Annotated in this window: 15 protein-coding genes; 13 read left to right on the top strand and 2 right to left on the bottom strand. The window is 56.8% G+C overall.

Going from position 1 to position 15,162, the window contains the following annotated elements; translation table 11 throughout:
* The 3 genes from ACQGQ5_RS15635 to nagA form a co-directional block, all read left to right on the top strand.
* Window positions 1-137: bL17 family ribosomal protein (locus ACQGQ5_RS15635; RefSeq protein ID WP_455737398.1), on the top strand; the 137-nt coding region annotated here is incomplete at its 5' end.
* A 499-nt stretch (window positions 138-636) separates the two neighbouring features.
* Window positions 637-2,880 (top strand): hypothetical protein, encoded by a 2,244-nt coding sequence (locus ACQGQ5_RS15630; RefSeq protein WP_455737397.1) that lies wholly within the window; start codon window positions 637-639, stop codon window positions 2,878-2,880.
* A 214-nt stretch (window positions 2,881-3,094) separates the two neighbouring features.
* Entirely contained in the window at window positions 3,095-4,231 is a 1,137-nt protein-coding gene (gene nagA / locus ACQGQ5_RS15625) for an N-acetylglucosamine-6-phosphate deacetylase (RefSeq protein ID WP_455737396.1), read from the top strand.
* A gap of 61 nt (window positions 4,232-4,292) precedes the next feature.
* On the opposite strand, the gene ACQGQ5_RS15620 is transcribed toward nagA, so the two are convergent.
* Complete coding sequence (locus ACQGQ5_RS15620; protein WP_455737395.1) at window positions 4,293-5,471, bottom strand: phosphoglycerate dehydrogenase; 1,179 nt, start codon at window positions 5,469-5,471, stop codon at window positions 4,293-4,295.
* Window positions 5,472-5,513: 42 nt separating this feature from the next.
* The gene (serC, locus tag ACQGQ5_RS15615) at window positions 5,514-6,599 is read right to left on the bottom strand and encodes a 3-phosphoserine/phosphohydroxythreonine transaminase (RefSeq protein ID WP_455737394.1); all 1,086 of its coding nucleotides are present in this window, start codon (window positions 6,597-6,599) and stop codon (window positions 5,514-5,516) included.
* Window positions 6,600-6,888: 289 nt separating this feature from the next.
* Here serC and ACQGQ5_RS15610 point away from each other — a divergent pair, with 289 nt between their 5' ends.
* The 10 genes from ACQGQ5_RS15610 to ACQGQ5_RS15565 form a co-directional block, all read left to right on the top strand.
* Entirely contained in the window at window positions 6,889-7,236 is a 348-nt protein-coding gene (locus ACQGQ5_RS15610; RefSeq protein WP_455737393.1) for a DRTGG domain-containing protein, read from the top strand.
* Complete coding sequence (locus tag ACQGQ5_RS15605; protein WP_455737392.1) at window positions 7,233-7,667, top strand: ATP-binding protein; 435 nt, start codon at window positions 7,233-7,235, stop codon at window positions 7,665-7,667. The genes ACQGQ5_RS15610 and ACQGQ5_RS15605 overlap by 4 nt, the downstream gene beginning before the upstream one ends.
* A gap of 10 nt (window positions 7,668-7,677) precedes the next feature.
* Window positions 7,678-8,988, top strand: a complete 1,311-nt coding sequence (locus tag ACQGQ5_RS15600) for a [Fe-Fe] hydrogenase large subunit C-terminal domain-containing protein (protein WP_455737391.1) — start codon at window positions 7,678-7,680, stop codon at window positions 8,986-8,988.
* The gene (locus ACQGQ5_RS15595; RefSeq protein WP_455737390.1) at window positions 8,985-9,317 is read left to right on the top strand and encodes a DRTGG domain-containing protein; all 333 of its coding nucleotides are present in this window, start codon (window positions 8,985-8,987) and stop codon (window positions 9,315-9,317) included. Before ACQGQ5_RS15600 ends, ACQGQ5_RS15595 begins: the two co-directional genes overlap by 4 nt.
* On the top strand, window positions 9,314-10,054 hold the full coding sequence (locus ACQGQ5_RS15590; protein ID WP_455737389.1) for a PHP domain-containing protein: 741 nt from the start codon (window positions 9,314-9,316) through the stop codon (window positions 10,052-10,054). Before ACQGQ5_RS15595 ends, ACQGQ5_RS15590 begins: the two co-directional genes overlap by 4 nt.
* A gap of 211 nt (window positions 10,055-10,265) precedes the next feature.
* Entirely contained in the window at window positions 10,266-10,760 is a 495-nt protein-coding gene (locus ACQGQ5_RS15585; protein ID WP_275713416.1) for an NADH-quinone oxidoreductase subunit NuoE family protein, read from the top strand.
* 1 nt (window position 10,761) lies between these two features.
* Window positions 10,762-11,352 carry an ATP-binding protein gene (locus ACQGQ5_RS15580; RefSeq protein ID WP_455737388.1) on the top strand — a complete coding sequence of 197 codons (591 nt, stop codon included), beginning with the start codon at window positions 10,762-10,764 and terminating at the stop codon, window positions 11,350-11,352.
* Window positions 11,315-11,683: a (2Fe-2S) ferredoxin domain-containing protein gene (locus ACQGQ5_RS15575; protein WP_455737387.1), complete on the top strand. Its 369-nt coding sequence runs from the start codon at window positions 11,315-11,317 to the stop codon at window positions 11,681-11,683. Before ACQGQ5_RS15580 ends, ACQGQ5_RS15575 begins: the two co-directional genes overlap by 38 nt.
* A gap of 16 nt (window positions 11,684-11,699) precedes the next feature.
* Window positions 11,700-13,490: an NADH-quinone oxidoreductase subunit NuoF gene (gene nuoF / locus ACQGQ5_RS15570; RefSeq protein ID WP_455737386.1), complete on the top strand. Its 1,791-nt coding sequence runs from the start codon at window positions 11,700-11,702 to the stop codon at window positions 13,488-13,490.
* 14 nt (window positions 13,491-13,504) lie between these two features.
* A partial coding sequence (locus tag ACQGQ5_RS15565; RefSeq protein WP_455737385.1) for an NADH-dependent [FeFe] hydrogenase, group A6 occupies window positions 13,505-15,162 on the top strand: 1,658 nt, incomplete at its 3' end.

The following is a 15,162-nucleotide window of genomic DNA, read 5'->3' as shown; positions in this document are numbered from 1 at the left end:
AGGAAGACGTTGCGAATAAACTGTTCAATGAGATTGCTCCGAAGTATGCCGACCGCAACGGCGGCTATACGCGCATCAGCAAGCTTGGCCCCCGCCGCGGCGACGCCGCCGAAATGGGAATTATCGAGCTGATTTAACTTCATTGTTTACAGATCAAGGCTGCCGCTTTTGCGGCGGCCTTTTTTGCGGTATCCGGCAGCTCGCTGGGGACTCCCCCCCTTGCTGCCTGGGAGCACCGCCGCAGGCGCGTGCCGACCGCATGGTCCGCTTGGCGCGCCGGAAGGAGTTTCGGAGCATCAGGCTTCGATTTAACGTAAACTGACTGGAAGTGCCGCCGCAGGCGCGTGCTGACAGGCAGATCCCCGGCGCGACGGAGGGAGTCCCTGCCAGTCCCTCAAAGAGGGCAGGAAGCAAACGGCACTTCTTAAATCTGGCAAAAAAGCTAATAAATACTGGTGTTTTTTTCAGGAAGTACGTGGGGATTTTATCGGTTAAAACCGGTATAAAAACTGGTAATAATTACAATATAGAATTATTCTTCTTTTCATTTTATTCTGTATCCGGACTCCTATACAATATGGAAGTCAGAAATACCAACATTGGGCAAAAAATTTACAGAATGAAAGGGAAAGAACCATGAAAAAAACCTTGCAGGTGTTCAGCATGATTCTGGCGCTTACGCTTGTGTTTTCGGTATTCGGAAATACGGCGGCTTTTGCGGCGGAAGAAAAAACACAAATTACCTTCTCAGACGATTTCAACGAATTGGAAACATTGGATCTTAATTCCATGTATTACGGGATGGAAGCGACTGTCAGCGATCCCGAGCTGACGCTTACCGGAGAATCCAGCGATCCGTCCGTAGTCGAGGTCTTTCTGGAGGATGTGGAGAACGGCACCTATTATTTCGACGTTGGGGCCATGGGAAACGGCGAAGCGACGCTGACCTTTACGGCTTCCGACGGCACGGCGGTCAGCAAAACGCTGAAGGTGGAAGGTACCGGAGAGCTCCCCTACACGATTACCACGGATGTTAAAGGGGATTATTCCCTTGCAAAGGGAAGCAGCAACATCATTAAGCTGCATTATGAGGACAACGATGCCTTTTCGTTCCCCTATCTGGCAAGCGACAACGGGAACGTCCTGCGTCCGGAGCTGATGGATTACGATGAGGAGAACGGCGATTATTATTACCGTGTGGACGCCGTGGGTGACGCCGGGACCACCGCGGATCTCTACACGGGCGCGGTTGGATTCGTTCCCCAGAAGCTCTGCGCAGTGAGCGTGATTGAGAACGAAATCCTGCATATCGATACTTCCGGTCAATACATCTGCAATGTGAACGACGAATACACCTTTGTGGTTACCTGCAATCTGCCCGATATTGAGCACAGCATCACAACCAGCAGAGAAGGTGCGGTTGAGATCACTCCTCTGGGAAAGAGCGGCAACCAGTACACCTACAAGGTAAAAGCGCTGCAGCCCGGAACCACCCTGATTACCGTCAGCTTCAGCGGAGAAACGGCGTCCTTTTACGTGACTGCCAATGAGGACGACGATTTCCCGATCGTTTCCACGGCGGACGAAAAGAACATCACGCTGGAGCAGGGACAGTCCCACACCTACGACCTTTCCGTCATGGGCGGCGGAGTACCGGTGGTCGCAGCGGATATGGACGGAATCGTTTCCGTACAGCTTGAGAAAAAGGACGGCATCCATTATTACTATAAAGTAACAGCCGTCAGCGCGGCCGGCGGGGAGACCGGGCTGTCCGTCACTTTCCCGGACAGCGAATACGCCAGCGACTATACATACCCGTTAGGCACCGTTACGGCCAAGCCGGGCGATAACGAGCCGAAATCGGATACCAATTCCGATTTTTCCGTGAAGGTTGGCCAGAGCTATACCTTCAGAATCAGCAACGCGGACAGCTTTTTCCCGGGCTCCAGCGGGGTCTTTAAGGTTGAAAAGGCAGGAAGCAAAGACAATTACACCGACTACAAAATCACCCCGATCGGCCAGCCGGGCCAGGCCGCCGGTTTCTATATGGCGGCAAAAGGCCAGTCGAAGAAGGTCTGCGTCGTCACCATCGCGGCGGCGGTGGATCCGACGTCGGACACCAACTACGACTTTACCGTGAAGCAGGGCGCAAGCTACACCTTCAAGATCAGCAACGCGGCCAGCTTCTACCCCGGCTCCGACAGCGTCTTCAAGACCGAGAAAGTGAAAACCGAAGGCAGCAGCGTCTTCTATAAGATCACCGCGATCGGCCAGCCGGGCCAGTCCGCCGGCTTCTACATGGCGGGCGCGGGCCAGACGCCGAAAAAGGTTTGCGTCGTCACGGTCGGCGCGGCTCCCGATCCGAAATCCGACACCAACAATGACTTCACCGTGAAGCAGGGTGCAAGCTATACCTTCAAAATCAGCGACGCGGTCAGCTTTAACCCGGGTTCCAACAATGTGTTTAAGACCGAGAAGGTGAAGACCGAAGGCAACAGCGTTTTCTATAAGATCACCGCGATCGGCCAGCCGGGCCAGTCCTCGGGCTTCTATATGACAGGAGCCGACGGGGTGGGAAGAAAGGTCTGTGTCGTTACGGTCGGCGCGGCGGCGGCAGCTGCCCTGAAATCCGACACCAACTCCAATTTCAGCATTGCGAAGAACGCGTCCTATCAGTTCAGGATCACAGCCCCCGGCGCTTCTTCCATCAACTTCAACACGGGGACCAGCGGCGTGTTCCAGGTGACGCTTCTGCGCCACACGGGCGACGACTTTTTCTACAGGATTACCGCAATCGGCCAATCCGGTCAGGAGTCGGGAATTTATGCTTCCCTTCTCGGCCAACCGGGCCAAAAGCTCTGTGTCGTCGGCATCTCATAAATCCCGCGCGGCTTCTCTTCGGCCCTCTTCCAAGGGGGCTGGCAGGCGCATCCTTAGCTTTTAATATTCTCAGGGCTGTCGCTTTGCGGCGGCCCTTTTGTTCTTTCAAAATACCTTGAATAAAACATTTTTTCGGCTTATAATACAAATAAAGGATAAAATATTTTTTCGCGTCAACAGGACCGGAAAATAAATACAGCAGAGGGGTAATACGATGATTCTGAAAAACGCTAAAATTGTGGACGACAGTTTTCATTTGTGCAATGCCGATCTTGCGTTGGAGGGGGATAAAATTTCCTCCATCGGGCCGAACCTTTCCGGAAAAGAGGAATATGATCTTTCCGGATGCGTGATTGTGCCGGGTTTTGTCGATATCCATATCCACGGCTGCGTGGGCGCGGACACCTGTGACGCGGACCCCGCGGGTCTTGCGAAAATGTGTGCGAAGCTGGTGCGGGAGGGCGTCACTTCCTTCTGCCCGACTACGATGACCGTTTCCCACGAGGGGATCGCGCGCGCGCTGGAAAGCGTCCGGGAATGCATGGTTCATCCCCCCGAGGGCGCGGCGATTGCCGGTGTCAATATGGAAGGGCCCTATATTTCCATCCACCGCAAGGGCGCGCAGGCGGGCGAGCATGTAAAAAACCCTGACTTTACGGAATTCAGAAACCTTTACAATACATACGGCGGAATCATCAAGCTGGTGGATATCGCCCCCGAGTGTCCCGGCGCGGAGGAATTCATCCGCGGGGCTTCCAGGCTCTGCACCGTGTCCATCGCTCATACGACCGCGGACTACGCGGCCGCGAGGCGCGCGTTTGAGCTGGGCGTTTCTCACGTTACCCACCTTTACAACGCCATGCCGGGGCTGAGCCATCGGGAACCGGGCGTGGTCGGCGCCGTGTTCGACGACGGCCGCGTCACCGCGGAGATCATCTGCGACGGTTTGCATGTCGACCCGGCGGTGCTTCGCATCACGTTCGGAATCCTCGGGAAAGACCGCGCTGTCGTCATCAGCGATTCCATGCGCGCGGCGGGACAGCCGGACGGGGTGTCCGACCTCGGCGGGCAGACGGTTTATGTGAAAAACGGCGCGGCCAGGCTGGAGGACGGTACGCTGGCGGGTTCCACCACGAACCTTCATCAGGAGGTCAAAAATCTGGTCGGCTTCGGCATTCCCTTTCTGCAGGCTGTTCAGGCGGCTACCCTGAACCCCGCGCGGGAAATCCATGAAGAAGATAAGATCGGAAGCATCAAAGCGGGCAAGTACGCCGACCTGGTGGTGCTGGATTCCGAACTGAATATTAAAATGGTGGTCGCCCGCGGCAAAATCGCGGCGGATAACCGGTAAGAACAAAATATAAGGGCTGCCGCAAAACGAAAGTTTTGCGGCAGCCCTTTTGCGCTGAAAATCAACCCTGCCGGAGAATCCTCACCCGGATGATCTCCGGGAAATTCTCGATGTGTTCGGCGGTGGTCTCTTTTACGTCCCCGGTTACGTCGAGGATGGTATAAGCGTAATCCTTTTTGGATTTGCTCTGCATGTTTTCAATGTTGATGCCGCTTTCCGCCAGCGCGCCGGAGAGGCGGCTGATGGTGTTCGGAATGTTGCGGTGCAGGATGCAGATGCGGATGGAGCAGGAGGAACAGTCGCGCGGCATGGAGGCCGCGGGCATATTTACGGAGTTTTTGATATTGCCGTTCTGCAGATATTCCATCAGTTCCCCCGCGGCCATGCGCGCGCAGTTGTCCTCCGATTCCGGGGTGGAAGCGCCCAAATGGGGAATGGCGATCACGCCGTCGGCGCCGAGCATGTCGTCGCCCGGAAAGTCGGTCACGTAAGCCGAGACTTTGCCGGATTCCAGCGCGGAAAGGACGTCCGTGGACACCGCAAGGTCCCCGCGCGCGAAGTTCAGAAGCCGTACGCCGTCCTTCATCTTCGCAATGGCTTCCGCGTTGATCATGCCTTTTGTGTCCGGCGTCAGCGGGACGTGTACCGTGATATAGTCGCAGGAGGCGTAAATTTCATCGAGGGTGCGGGCATGCCGGATAGAGCGGGAAAGGCCCCAGGCCGCGTCCACGGAGAGGTAGGGGTCGTAGCCGTAAACCTCCATGCCGAGGCTTCTGGCCGCGTTGGCGACCAGAATGCCGATTGCGCCGAGACCGACGACGCCGAGTGTTTTTCCGCCGATTTCAGGGCCGGCAAACGCGCCCTTTCCTTTTTCGACCAGCTTTCCCACCTCGTCGCCCTTGCCCTTCAGCGTTTTGGCCCACTCGATGGCGGGAACGATCCTGCGGGAGGAGAGAAGCAGCCCGGCCAGCACAAGCTCTTTGACCGCGTTTGCGTTTGCGCCGGGCGTGTTGAACACGACAATGCCCCGTTCGCTGCACTTGTCCAGCGGGATATTATTGACGCCCGCGCCCGCCCTCGCGATGGCGAGCAGGCTTTTCGGAAGCTCCATGTCGTGCATGGAAGCGGAGCGCACCAAAATGGCGTCCGGGTTTTCCACGGCTTCGCCGCAGCAGTAGTTTTCGTCAAAGCGGCCGGTGCCGACCTCCGAAATCTTATTCAGGCATTTTATCTGATACATATCTGTTCACCTACATTTCGTATTTTGAGAGCCTGAAGCGCTTCACAGGTTGTTTTTTTCAAACTCGCCCATGAACCGAACCAGCTTTTCGACGCCCTCAACGGGCATTGCGTTGTAAATCGAGGCGCGCATTCCGCCGACGGAGCGGTGCCCCTTGATATTGACAAAGTCGTGCGCGGCGGCTTCCCTGACAAATTTCGCGTCCAGCTCGTCGCTGCCGGTGATAAACGGAATATTCATCAGGGAGCGGTCCTTCGCGGCGACGGTCCCCCGGAACAGCTTTGAACTGTCCAGAAAATCGTAAAGCATTCCCGCTTTTTTCTCATTGATCTTCTTCATTTCGTCCAGCCCGCCGACGGTGTTTTTGATCCAGTCGAGCACCAGCATGCACAGATAGATGCAGTAGCACGGCGGCGTGTTGAACATGGAGCCGTTGTCCGCGTGGGTTTTGTAGTTGAACATGGTCGGGGTAATGTCCATGGCGCGGCCGATCAGGTCCTCGCGGATAATCACCACGGTCAGGCCCGCCGGGGCCATGTTTTTCTGCGCTCCGGCGTAAAGCAGCGCGAATTTGCTCACGTCGATCGGCTCGCTCAGGATGCAGGAGGAAATGTCCGCGACCAGGGGAACGTTTCCGGTTTCCGGCAGCCGGTGAAATCTGGTTCCGTAAATCGTATTGTTTAAGCAGATATGAAAATAATCGGCGTCCTTCGTAAAGGTTTCCGGATTCAGCTCGGGGATGTAGCTGAAGGTTTTATCCTTGGAAGAAGCGACCGCGTTGGCCGTACCGTAGCGGGCCGCCTCCTGATACGCTTTTGTCGCCCACTGGCCGGTCAGGACAAAGTCGGCCTTGTTGCTTTTGGTCATCAGGTTCATCGGGACCATTGCGAATTGGGAGGAAGCACCGCCCTGTAAAAAGAGAACCTTGTAATTGCCGGGAATGTCCATTACTTCACGAAGCAAACTTTCCGCGGAGCTGATGATTCCCTCGTAGATTTTAGATCGGTGGGACATTTCCATCACGGACTGGCCGCTGCCTTCATAATCCAGCATTTCTGCGGCCGCACGGCGCAGTACGGGTTCGGGCAGCATTGAGGGACCTGCGGAAAAGTTGTAGACACGTTTCATTTTAAGCGCAACCTCCATCTAAAAATTTATGGCGTCCTGCCTTGTCCCGCACGGTTTCCCGGCGCCTGACAAGTTCTTCGACACCCTTCGGATATAATTAATAATTATATCGCTTTAGTTAGTTGAAGTCAATGATGTGCGGAAATTAAATAAACCCGCGCTGTGCCTGGGTTTGCGGGCGGCGGATTCTTTTGTTGCCAAATGGATGATTTATGCTATAATATACCTATAAATCGGATTGAGAGACGGAAATTATTGTACATAAAATCAATTTTCAGGAGTGATTCGAATGACGGTAAACGAAGTGGTTTCCATTCTGGACGCGGAAATCATTACGGCGGGAGATCTGGACGCGGAAGTAAAAACAGCCTGCGGAAGCGATATGATGAGCGATGTGCTGGCGTTCGTCAAGGACCAGTCGGTGCTTTTGACCGGACTGAACAATCCCCAGGCCATCCGCACCGCCGAGATGATGGATATGCGCTGTGTCGTTTTTGTCCGCGGAAAACAGCCGGCGCCGGACGTCGTCGAGCTTGCCCGGCAAAAGGACATCACCCTGCTCAAGACACAGCACAGGATGTTTACTGCCTGCGGCCTGCTGTATACAAACGGTTTAAGTGGGGGCTGTAAAAGTTGAACAACACCCTTTCTTTCGATTACATTGTGCCGGGGGATGATTTTACCCGAGCGGGCGAAGCGTCGAGCGACGTGAAGCATAAGCTGAAACAGATCGGGTACGACCCGGACGCCATCCGCCGCGTCGCCATCGCCATGTATGAAGGGGAAATCAACATGGTGATCCACGCGGGGGGCGGGAAGGCGCATGTGGAGATCAGCCCGGAAAAAATAGAGATGATCCTTGCCGATCACGGCCCCGGCATCAGGGACGTTGACCTTGCCATGCGCGAGGGCTACTCCACCGCGCCCGACAATGTGCGCGCGCTGGGCTTCGGCGCCGGCATGGGTATGAGCAACATGAAAAAATGCAGCGATACCATGGAAATTGACACAAGGGTGGGCAAGGGGACCACCCTGCACATGACGGTGCTTGCGAAGAAGAAACAGTGAGGTGGGAATCATGAACCAGTTTTTCCATTCGGTTACGCTGGACAAGGATAAATGCATGGGATGTACCAACTGCATCAAACGCTGCCCGACGGAGGCTATCCGCGTGCGCGGCGGCAAAGCCAGGATCATTTCGGAACGCTGCATCGACTGCGGCGAGTGCATCCGGGTCTGCCCGCACCACGCGAAAAAAGCAAAATCGGACAGCCTCGACATGATCCAGAATTTCAAATATAAGATCGCCCTGCCCGCGCCGACCCTTTACGGCCAGTTCAACAATCTGGACGACATCGACATCGTTCTGACCGGGTTAAAGGACATCGGGTTCGACGAGGTGTTTGAGGTTTCGCGCAGCGCCGAGCTGGTTTCCGAGGTCACCAGAAAGCTGATGCAGGAGGGGAAGCTGGAAAAACCGGTGATCAGCTCCGCCTGCCCCGCCGTGGTCAGGCTTATCCGCGTGCGGTTTCCCGACCTCTGCTCCCACGTGCTCCAGCTCAACTCGCCCATGGAGACGGCCGCGCGCATCGCGAAACGCGAGGCGATGAAAAAGACCGGGCTGCCCCGCAGCCAGATCGGCGCTTTTTTCATCACGCCCTGTCCGGCCAAGGTCACGGCCATCCGGATGCCGATCAGCTGTAAAAAATCCGAGGTGGACGGCGCGATCGCCATCAGCGAAATCTTCGCGAAGCTTGCCGCCGCGATGGAAAACCTGAAAGCCGTGGAGCCCCTCGCCCGTTCGGGGATTATCGGCGTCGGCTGGGCTTCCAGCGGGGGAGAGTCCTCTGCGCTGCTCAACGACAAATATCTGGCCGCGGACGGGATCGAAAACGTCATCCGCGTGCTGGAGGAGCTGGAGGACGAAAAGATCCGCGAGCTGAACTTTATCGAGCTGAACGCCTGCTCGGGCGGCTGCGTCGGCGGCGTGCTGTGCGTGGAAAACGCCTATGTCGCGAAGGCGAGGCTCCAGCGGCTGCGCCGGTATCTGCCCGTTTCGCAGAACCATATCGACGGCAGGGTCCCGGGCGGCATGAAGTGGCAGAAAAACCTGCTGTTCGCCCCCGTGCTGAAGCTTTCCGACGATATGAACGAGGCGCTCAGGATGATGGCGGAAATCGATGAGATCTGTGAGGAGCTGCCGGGCCTGGACTGCGGCTCCTGCGGCGCGCCGACCTGCCGCGCGCTGGCGGAGGATATTGTCCGCGGTTTTGCGAAGAAGAACCAGTGTATTTTCATTATGAGGAAAGAAATCAAAAACGTCGCCGACGCCCTGGCGTCCATGGGGACATTCCCGCTGCTGAGCGACGAGGAGGATAAAAAATCATGACGGTACAAGAGCTTGCGGAAAAGCTTTCACTGAAGATTTTAGCGGGGCGGGAGAGCCTTTCCCGGGAGGTAACGGGGGGGTATACCGGCGACCTGCTCAGCTGGGTCATGTCCCGGCTGCCCGAAAACGCCGCGTGGCTCACGGTCATGGGCAACATCAACGCGGTGGCGGTGGCTTCCCTGAAGGACGCCGCCTGTATCATCCTGACCGATTCCGCGCCGCTTGACGCCGAGGCGCTGGAAAAAGCGCGCCAGCTCGACCTCCCGGTGCTTTTGTCCGAACGGAACAGCTACGAGCTCGGACTGAAAGTCGCGGAGCTTCTCAGATGATACGGGTATTTTATGATCTGCATCTCCATTCGTGCCTGTCTCCCTGCGGCAGCGAAGACATGACGCCGAACAACCTTGTCAACATGGCGCTGCTGCTCGGCTACGGTATCATCGCGCTGACGGACCACAATTCCTGCCGCAACGTGCCCGCGGCGGTCAGGGCCGGGGCGGCGCGCGGGCTGCCCGTCGTGCCGGGGATGGAGCTTTGCACACAGGAGGAGGCGCACGTGATCTGCCTGTTCCCGACGGTGGAGACGGCGCTTGGGTTTGACCGGTATGTGGCGCAGAGGATCCCCAAAATCCGGAACAGGCCGGAAATTTTCGGCCGCCAGACCGTGATGGACGAACGGGATACGGTCGTCGGGGAGGAAGAGACCCTTCTGCTCAATGCGGCTTGTGTCAGCGTGAACCATGTGCGCGGGCTGGCGCGCGGCTTCGGGGGGACGGCCTTTCCCGCCCACGTTGACAGGAGCGCATACAGCGTCCTTTCAAGCCTGGGCTCCCTTCCGCCGGAAGCGGATTTTACCGCCGCGGAAATCAGCGCCAAAGGCGACGTGCAGGCCCTTCTCCACAGGAACCCCGAGCTGAGGGATTTGATCCTTTTGAAAAATTCGGATGCCCATTATCTGGAAAATATGCCCGATCCGTCCGCGTCGGTTCTGCTCCCCGAAAAGTCGCCGGAGTGTCTGATTGCGGCGCTGAACAGAGAAATACAAACCGAGTGGAACAGAGGATAACAGCCGGAAGCGCCGAAAAGTGCCCGGCTGTTTTCAATTTAATTTTGACTTAAAATGATGATATCCGTTCATAAATTTTTGTGACTTATTTAACAAAAATCATAGATTTTATCATGGGCGTATGCTATACTAAAAAACAATGGATTGCAGGAAACTTTTGTTGCCGCCACGACATTTTTCCTGCGTTGATAAACCGCAAGGAGGAACAAGAATGCAAAAACGTATCAGCAGTTTGCCTTTCCAGGGAACCGCCGGGCAGCGGGAAAAGCTCGACGAGATCATCGAAAGGCACAAACAGCAAAGAGGCGCCATACTGCCTGTTTTGCAGGAAGCACAGGAGGTTTACGGCTACCTTCCGGCAGAGGTGCAGAGCATCGTTGCCGAGGGGCTGGGCGTACCGCTGGAGGAAGTATATGGCGTTTCCACCTTTTATTCCCAGTTTTCGCTTACCCCTAAAGGAAAATACAACGTGTCAATCTGCCTGGGGACGGCCTGCTACGTCAAGGGGGCGGCGGCGGTGCTGGACAAATTGACTTCCGTTTTGGGTATCCAGCCGGAGGAGTGCACTCCGGACGGTAAATTTTCGCTGACTGCCTGCCGCTGCGTGGGTGCCTGCGGTCTGGCTCCGGTGCTGACGGTGAACGGGGATGTTTACGGACGCATGACCCCGGAGGAAGTGGAACAGGTACTGGCAAAATACGAATAAGATGCGCGAGCTGTCTTTAAATGTGATGGATATTGCGCAGAATTCAATTTCCGCAGGCGCGAAGCTGATTAAGATCGACGTGTGTGAAGAACCGAGGGCCGACAGATTGACCATCCGGATTTCGGATGACGGTGCCGGTATGACCGCCGAACAGGCGGCTCGTGTGACGGACCCGTTTTTCACCACACGCACTACCCGCAAAATCGGGATGGGAGTGCCGCTCTTTAAAATGGAAGCCGAAATGACGGGCGGAAGCCTCGGCGTCGCTTCCCAAAAGGGCGTGGGGACCACAATCACCGCGGTCTTTGTACCGTCCCATGTGGATATGATTCCGCTCGGGGATATCAATTCCACGGTGCTGCTGCTGATCACCTGCAACGAAGACAGGGATTTTGTCTTTCATCACAAAATGGATTCCCGAGAATTTACCCTTGATACGCGCGAACTGCGCGCGGTGTTAGGAAATGAGGTCAGGCTGAATTCACCGGAAGTGATACAGTGGATCAAAAACTGCCTCAGTGAAGAAACCCAATTCATTAAGGAGGAATCAACAGATGAAGTCTTTAGCGGAACTTCAGGCGATCAGGGATAGAGCCCGCAGTCAGGTTATTCTCCGCGAAAACAACGACAACGCGATCCGCGTTCTGGTGGGGATGGCCACCTGCGGAATCGCCGCCGGGGCGCGCCCGGTTTTGAGCGCTATGGTGGAAGAAGTCTCTAAGCGCGGCCTTGCCAACGTCACGGTCACCCAGACGGGCTGTATCGGAATCTGCCAGTTTGAGCCGGTCGTGGAAATTGTGACGCCCGGGCAGGAGAAAGTGACTTATGTAAGAATGACGCCTGAAAAGGCGGTACGCGTGGTGAACGACCACCTGGTAAACGGCAACGTGGTAACGGAGTATACCATAGGCGCCAATTCGTAAAAAGGAGGCAGCATTCATGTATCGTTCCAATGTACTGGTTTGCGGCGGTACCGGTTGTACCTCCTCAAACAGCGAGCTGATCATCTCAAAGCTCAAAGAAGAAATTGCGGTCCGGGGACTGGACAAAGAGGTCAATGTGATCCGCACCGGCTGTTTCGGCCTCTGCGCCCTCGGCCCGATTATGATTGTATATCCCGAAGGTTCTTTTTACAGCAGGGTGACTCCCGAGGATGTCCCCGAAATTGTGGAGGAGCATCTTTTAAAGGGCAGGATTGTCAAACGTCTGCTTTATCAGGAGACCATCGTAGACGACAATACCATCAAGTCCCTGAACCATACGCCGTTCTATGAAAAACAGAACCGCGTCGCGCTCCGGAACTGCGGCGTCATCAATCCCGAGTGCATCGACGAGTACATAGCGGTGGACGGTTACACCGCGCTGGGCAAGGTTTTGACGGAAATGACCCCGGAAGAGGTCATCGACGTGGTGAAGGCTTCCGGCCTGCGCGGCCGTGGCGGCGCGGGTTTCCCGACCGGGCTGAAATGGAGCTTTGCCGCGAAAAATCAGGCGGATCAGAAATATGTCTGCTGCAACGCCGACGAGGGCGACCCGGGCGCATTTATGGACCGCTCCGTGCTGGAAGGCGACCCGCACACCGTATTGGAAGCCATGGCGATCGCCGGTTACGCAATCGGCTCGTCCCAGGGCTATATTTATGTCCGCGCCGAGTACCCCATCGCGGTCAAGCGCCTGCAGATCGCCATTGATCAGGCGAGGGAATACGGCCTTTTGGGCAAGAACATTTTCAATACCGGATTCGACTTTGACATCGGGCTGCGCCTCGGCGCCGGCGCGTTTGTGTGCGGCGAGGAAACCGCTCTGATGACCTCCATCGAGGGCAAGCGCGGCGAGCCGCGCCCGCGTCCTCCGTTCCCGGCGGTCAAGGGCCTGTTCCAGAAGCCGACCATTCTCAATAACGTGGAAACCTACGCCAACATCACCCAGATCATCCTGAAGGGCGCGGACTGGTTCGCCTCCATGGGCACCGAAAAATCAAAGGGCACCAAGGTGTTTGCTCTGGGCGGAAAAATCAAGCACACCGGCCTTGTGGAAGTGCCGATGGGCACCACCCTGCGCGAGATCGTAGAGGAGATCGGCGGCGGTGTTCCGGACGGACATACCTTCAAGGCCGCTCAGACCGGCGGCCCCTCCGGCGGGTGTATCCCGGCCTCTCATCTGGACATCCCGATCGATTACGACAACCTGCTGTCCATCGGCGCCATGATGGGTTCCGGCGGGCTGATCGTGATGGACGACACGACCTGCATGGTCGATATCGCGAAATTTTTCCTGGAATTCACCGTGGACGAATCCTGCGGCAAGTGCACGCCGTGCCGGATCGGCACCAGGCGCCTGCTCGAGGTGCTGGAGAAGATCACCAGCGGCAACGGAACCATGGAGGACCTTGACCGGCTGGAGGAGCTGTGCTACTACCTGAAGGAAAACTCCCTGTGCGCGCTGGGCCAGACCGCGCCGAACCCGGTGCTTTCCACCCTGCGCTACTTCCGCGACGAGTACGTCGCCCATGTAACGGAGCACCGCTGCCCGGCCGGCGTCTGCAAGGCGCTGACCAACTATTTCATCCTTGAGGACAAATGCCGCGGCTGCACGCTGTGCGCACGCAACTGCCCCGTCGGCGCGATCACCGGCAGCGTAAAGGTTCCCCATGTCATCGATACCAAAAAATGCATCAAGTGCGGCGCCTGCATGGAAAAATGCAAGTTCAGCGCCATCATCAAGAAATAAAGGAGTGTGCCATAATGGAAAACATGGTCAATATAAAAATAAACGGCATGCCCCTCTCAGTGCCGGCTGATTCCACGGTTTTGGAGGCGGCAAGGCTTGCCGGGATTGATATTCCGACCTTATGCTACCTGAAAGGGATCAATGAGATCGGCGCCTGCCGTATGTGCGTGGTAGAGGTAAAGGGCGCGCGCTCTTTGGTTGCTTCCTGCGTTTATCCGGTGAATGAGGGGATGGAGGTTCAGACCAATACGGCCAAGGTCCAGCAGTCCAGAAAAATGACGCTGGAAATGCTGCTTTCGGTCCACAACAGGGACTGCCTCGCCTGCAGGCGCAGCGGCACCTGTGAATTCCAGACCCTGTGCAATGAGCTGGGCGTGGAGCAGACCGACCGTTTCGACGGGGCCAGGCCCGACGCGACCAGGGACGAGTCGACCCTGCACCTGATCCGCGACAACTCGAAATGCATCCTCTGCCGCCGCTGCGTGGCGGCCTGCGCGGACCAGCACGTCGCCGTCATCGGCCCGAACTGCCGCGGCTTTGATACGCATATCGCCTGCTCCTTTGAAAAACCGCTCAACGACGTTCCCTGCGTTTCCTGCGGCCAGTGCATCGTGAGCTGCCCGACCGGCGCTTTGACCGAGCGCGACCAGTGCGACGAGGTAATGGCCGCGCTGAACGATCCGGAAAAGTACGTTGTCGTACAGACCGCGCCCGCCATCCGCGCGACGCTCGGCGAGTGCTTCGGCCTTCCGGTCGGCACCAACGTCAAGGGCAAAATGGTTGCCGCCCTGCGGCGCCTGGGCTTTGACAAGGTGTTTGACACGGATTTCGGCGCGGACCTCACCATCATGGAAGAGGCCAACGAGCTGCTTGAGCGCGTACAGAACGGCGGCCCGCTGCCGCTGATCACCTCCTGCTCACCGGGCTGGATCAAATTCTGCGAATATTATTATCCGGAGCTGCTGCCCAACGTTTCCTCCTGCAAATCCCCGCAGCAGATGACCGGCGCGGTCATCAAGACGTATTACGCGCAGAAAAACAATATCGACCCGGAAAAGATCGTGGTCGTCAGCGTAATGCCCTGCGTCGCGAAGAAATTTGAAGTCCGGCGCGAAGATCAGGACGGGGCCGGCGAGGGAATCCCCGACACCGACATCGCGATTTCGACCCGCGAGCTTGCGCGTCTGATCAATATGGCCCATATCAACTTCAACCGTTTGCCGGACGAGGATTTCGACCCCGCGCTGGGCGTTTCCACCGGCGCCGCGGCGATTTTCGGTACGACCGGCGGCGTGATGGAAGCCGCCCTCAGAACGGCGGCCGACACGCTGGAGGGCAGAAGCCTGGATTCCGTGGACTATACCGAGGTGCGCGGAATGGAGGGCATTAAAGAGGCTGTTTATCATATCGGCGGCATGGACGTAAAGGTCACCGCGGTCAGCGGCCTGAACAATGCCGACAAAGTCCTTGAAAAGGTCAGAAACGGCGAAGGCGGCTATCACTTCATTGAGATCATGTGCTGCCCCGGCGGCTGCATCAACGGCGGCGGCCAGCCGATTCAGCCCGCGGCCGTCCGCAGCTTTACCGACCTGAAGGCGGAAAGGGCAAAGGCGCTTTACGAGGAAGACAGAAACCTGCCCCTGCGCAAGAGCCATGACAGCCCGCTCATCAA

The organism is Caproiciproducens sp. (assembly GCF_053840905.1).
The sequence above is the reverse complement of the archived record's forward strand: the minus strand, read 5'-3'. Positions and strand labels throughout refer to the sequence as shown.

What these genes read in the sequence shown, in the direction of transcription:
- nuoF (WP_455737386.1), top strand. Translation starts at nt 11,700, where the DNA reads ATGTATCGTTCCAATGTACTGGTTTGCGGCGGTACCGGTTGTACCTCC.
- ACQGQ5_RS15610 (WP_455737393.1), top strand. Translation starts at nt 6,889, where the DNA reads ATGACGGTAAACGAAGTGGTTTCCATTCTGGACGCGGAAATCATTACG.
- serC (WP_455737394.1), bottom strand. Translation starts at nt 6,599, where the DNA reads ATGAAACGTGTCTACAACTTTTCCGCAGGTCCCTCAATGCTGCCCGAA.
- ACQGQ5_RS15590 (WP_455737389.1), top strand. Translation starts at nt 9,314, where the DNA reads ATGATACGGGTATTTTATGATCTGCATCTCCATTCGTGCCTGTCTCCC.
- ACQGQ5_RS15585 (WP_275713416.1), top strand. Translation starts at nt 10,266, where the DNA reads ATGCAAAAACGTATCAGCAGTTTGCCTTTCCAGGGAACCGCCGGGCAG.
- ACQGQ5_RS15595 (WP_455737390.1), top strand. Translation starts at nt 8,985, where the DNA reads ATGACGGTACAAGAGCTTGCGGAAAAGCTTTCACTGAAGATTTTAGCG.
- ACQGQ5_RS15620 (WP_455737395.1), bottom strand. Translation starts at nt 5,471, where the DNA reads ATGTATCAGATAAAATGCCTGAATAAGATTTCGGAGGTCGGCACCGGC.
- ACQGQ5_RS15575 (WP_455737387.1), top strand. Translation starts at nt 11,315, where the DNA reads ATGAAGTCTTTAGCGGAACTTCAGGCGATCAGGGATAGAGCCCGCAGT.
- ACQGQ5_RS15600 (WP_455737391.1), top strand. Translation starts at nt 7,678, where the DNA reads ATGAACCAGTTTTTCCATTCGGTTACGCTGGACAAGGATAAATGCATG.
- nagA (WP_455737396.1), top strand. Translation starts at nt 3,095, where the DNA reads ATGATTCTGAAAAACGCTAAAATTGTGGACGACAGTTTTCATTTGTGC.
- ACQGQ5_RS15580 (WP_455737388.1), top strand. Translation starts at nt 10,762, where the DNA reads ATGCGCGAGCTGTCTTTAAATGTGATGGATATTGCGCAGAATTCAATT.
- ACQGQ5_RS15630 (WP_455737397.1), top strand. Translation starts at nt 637, where the DNA reads ATGAAAAAAACCTTGCAGGTGTTCAGCATGATTCTGGCGCTTACGCTT.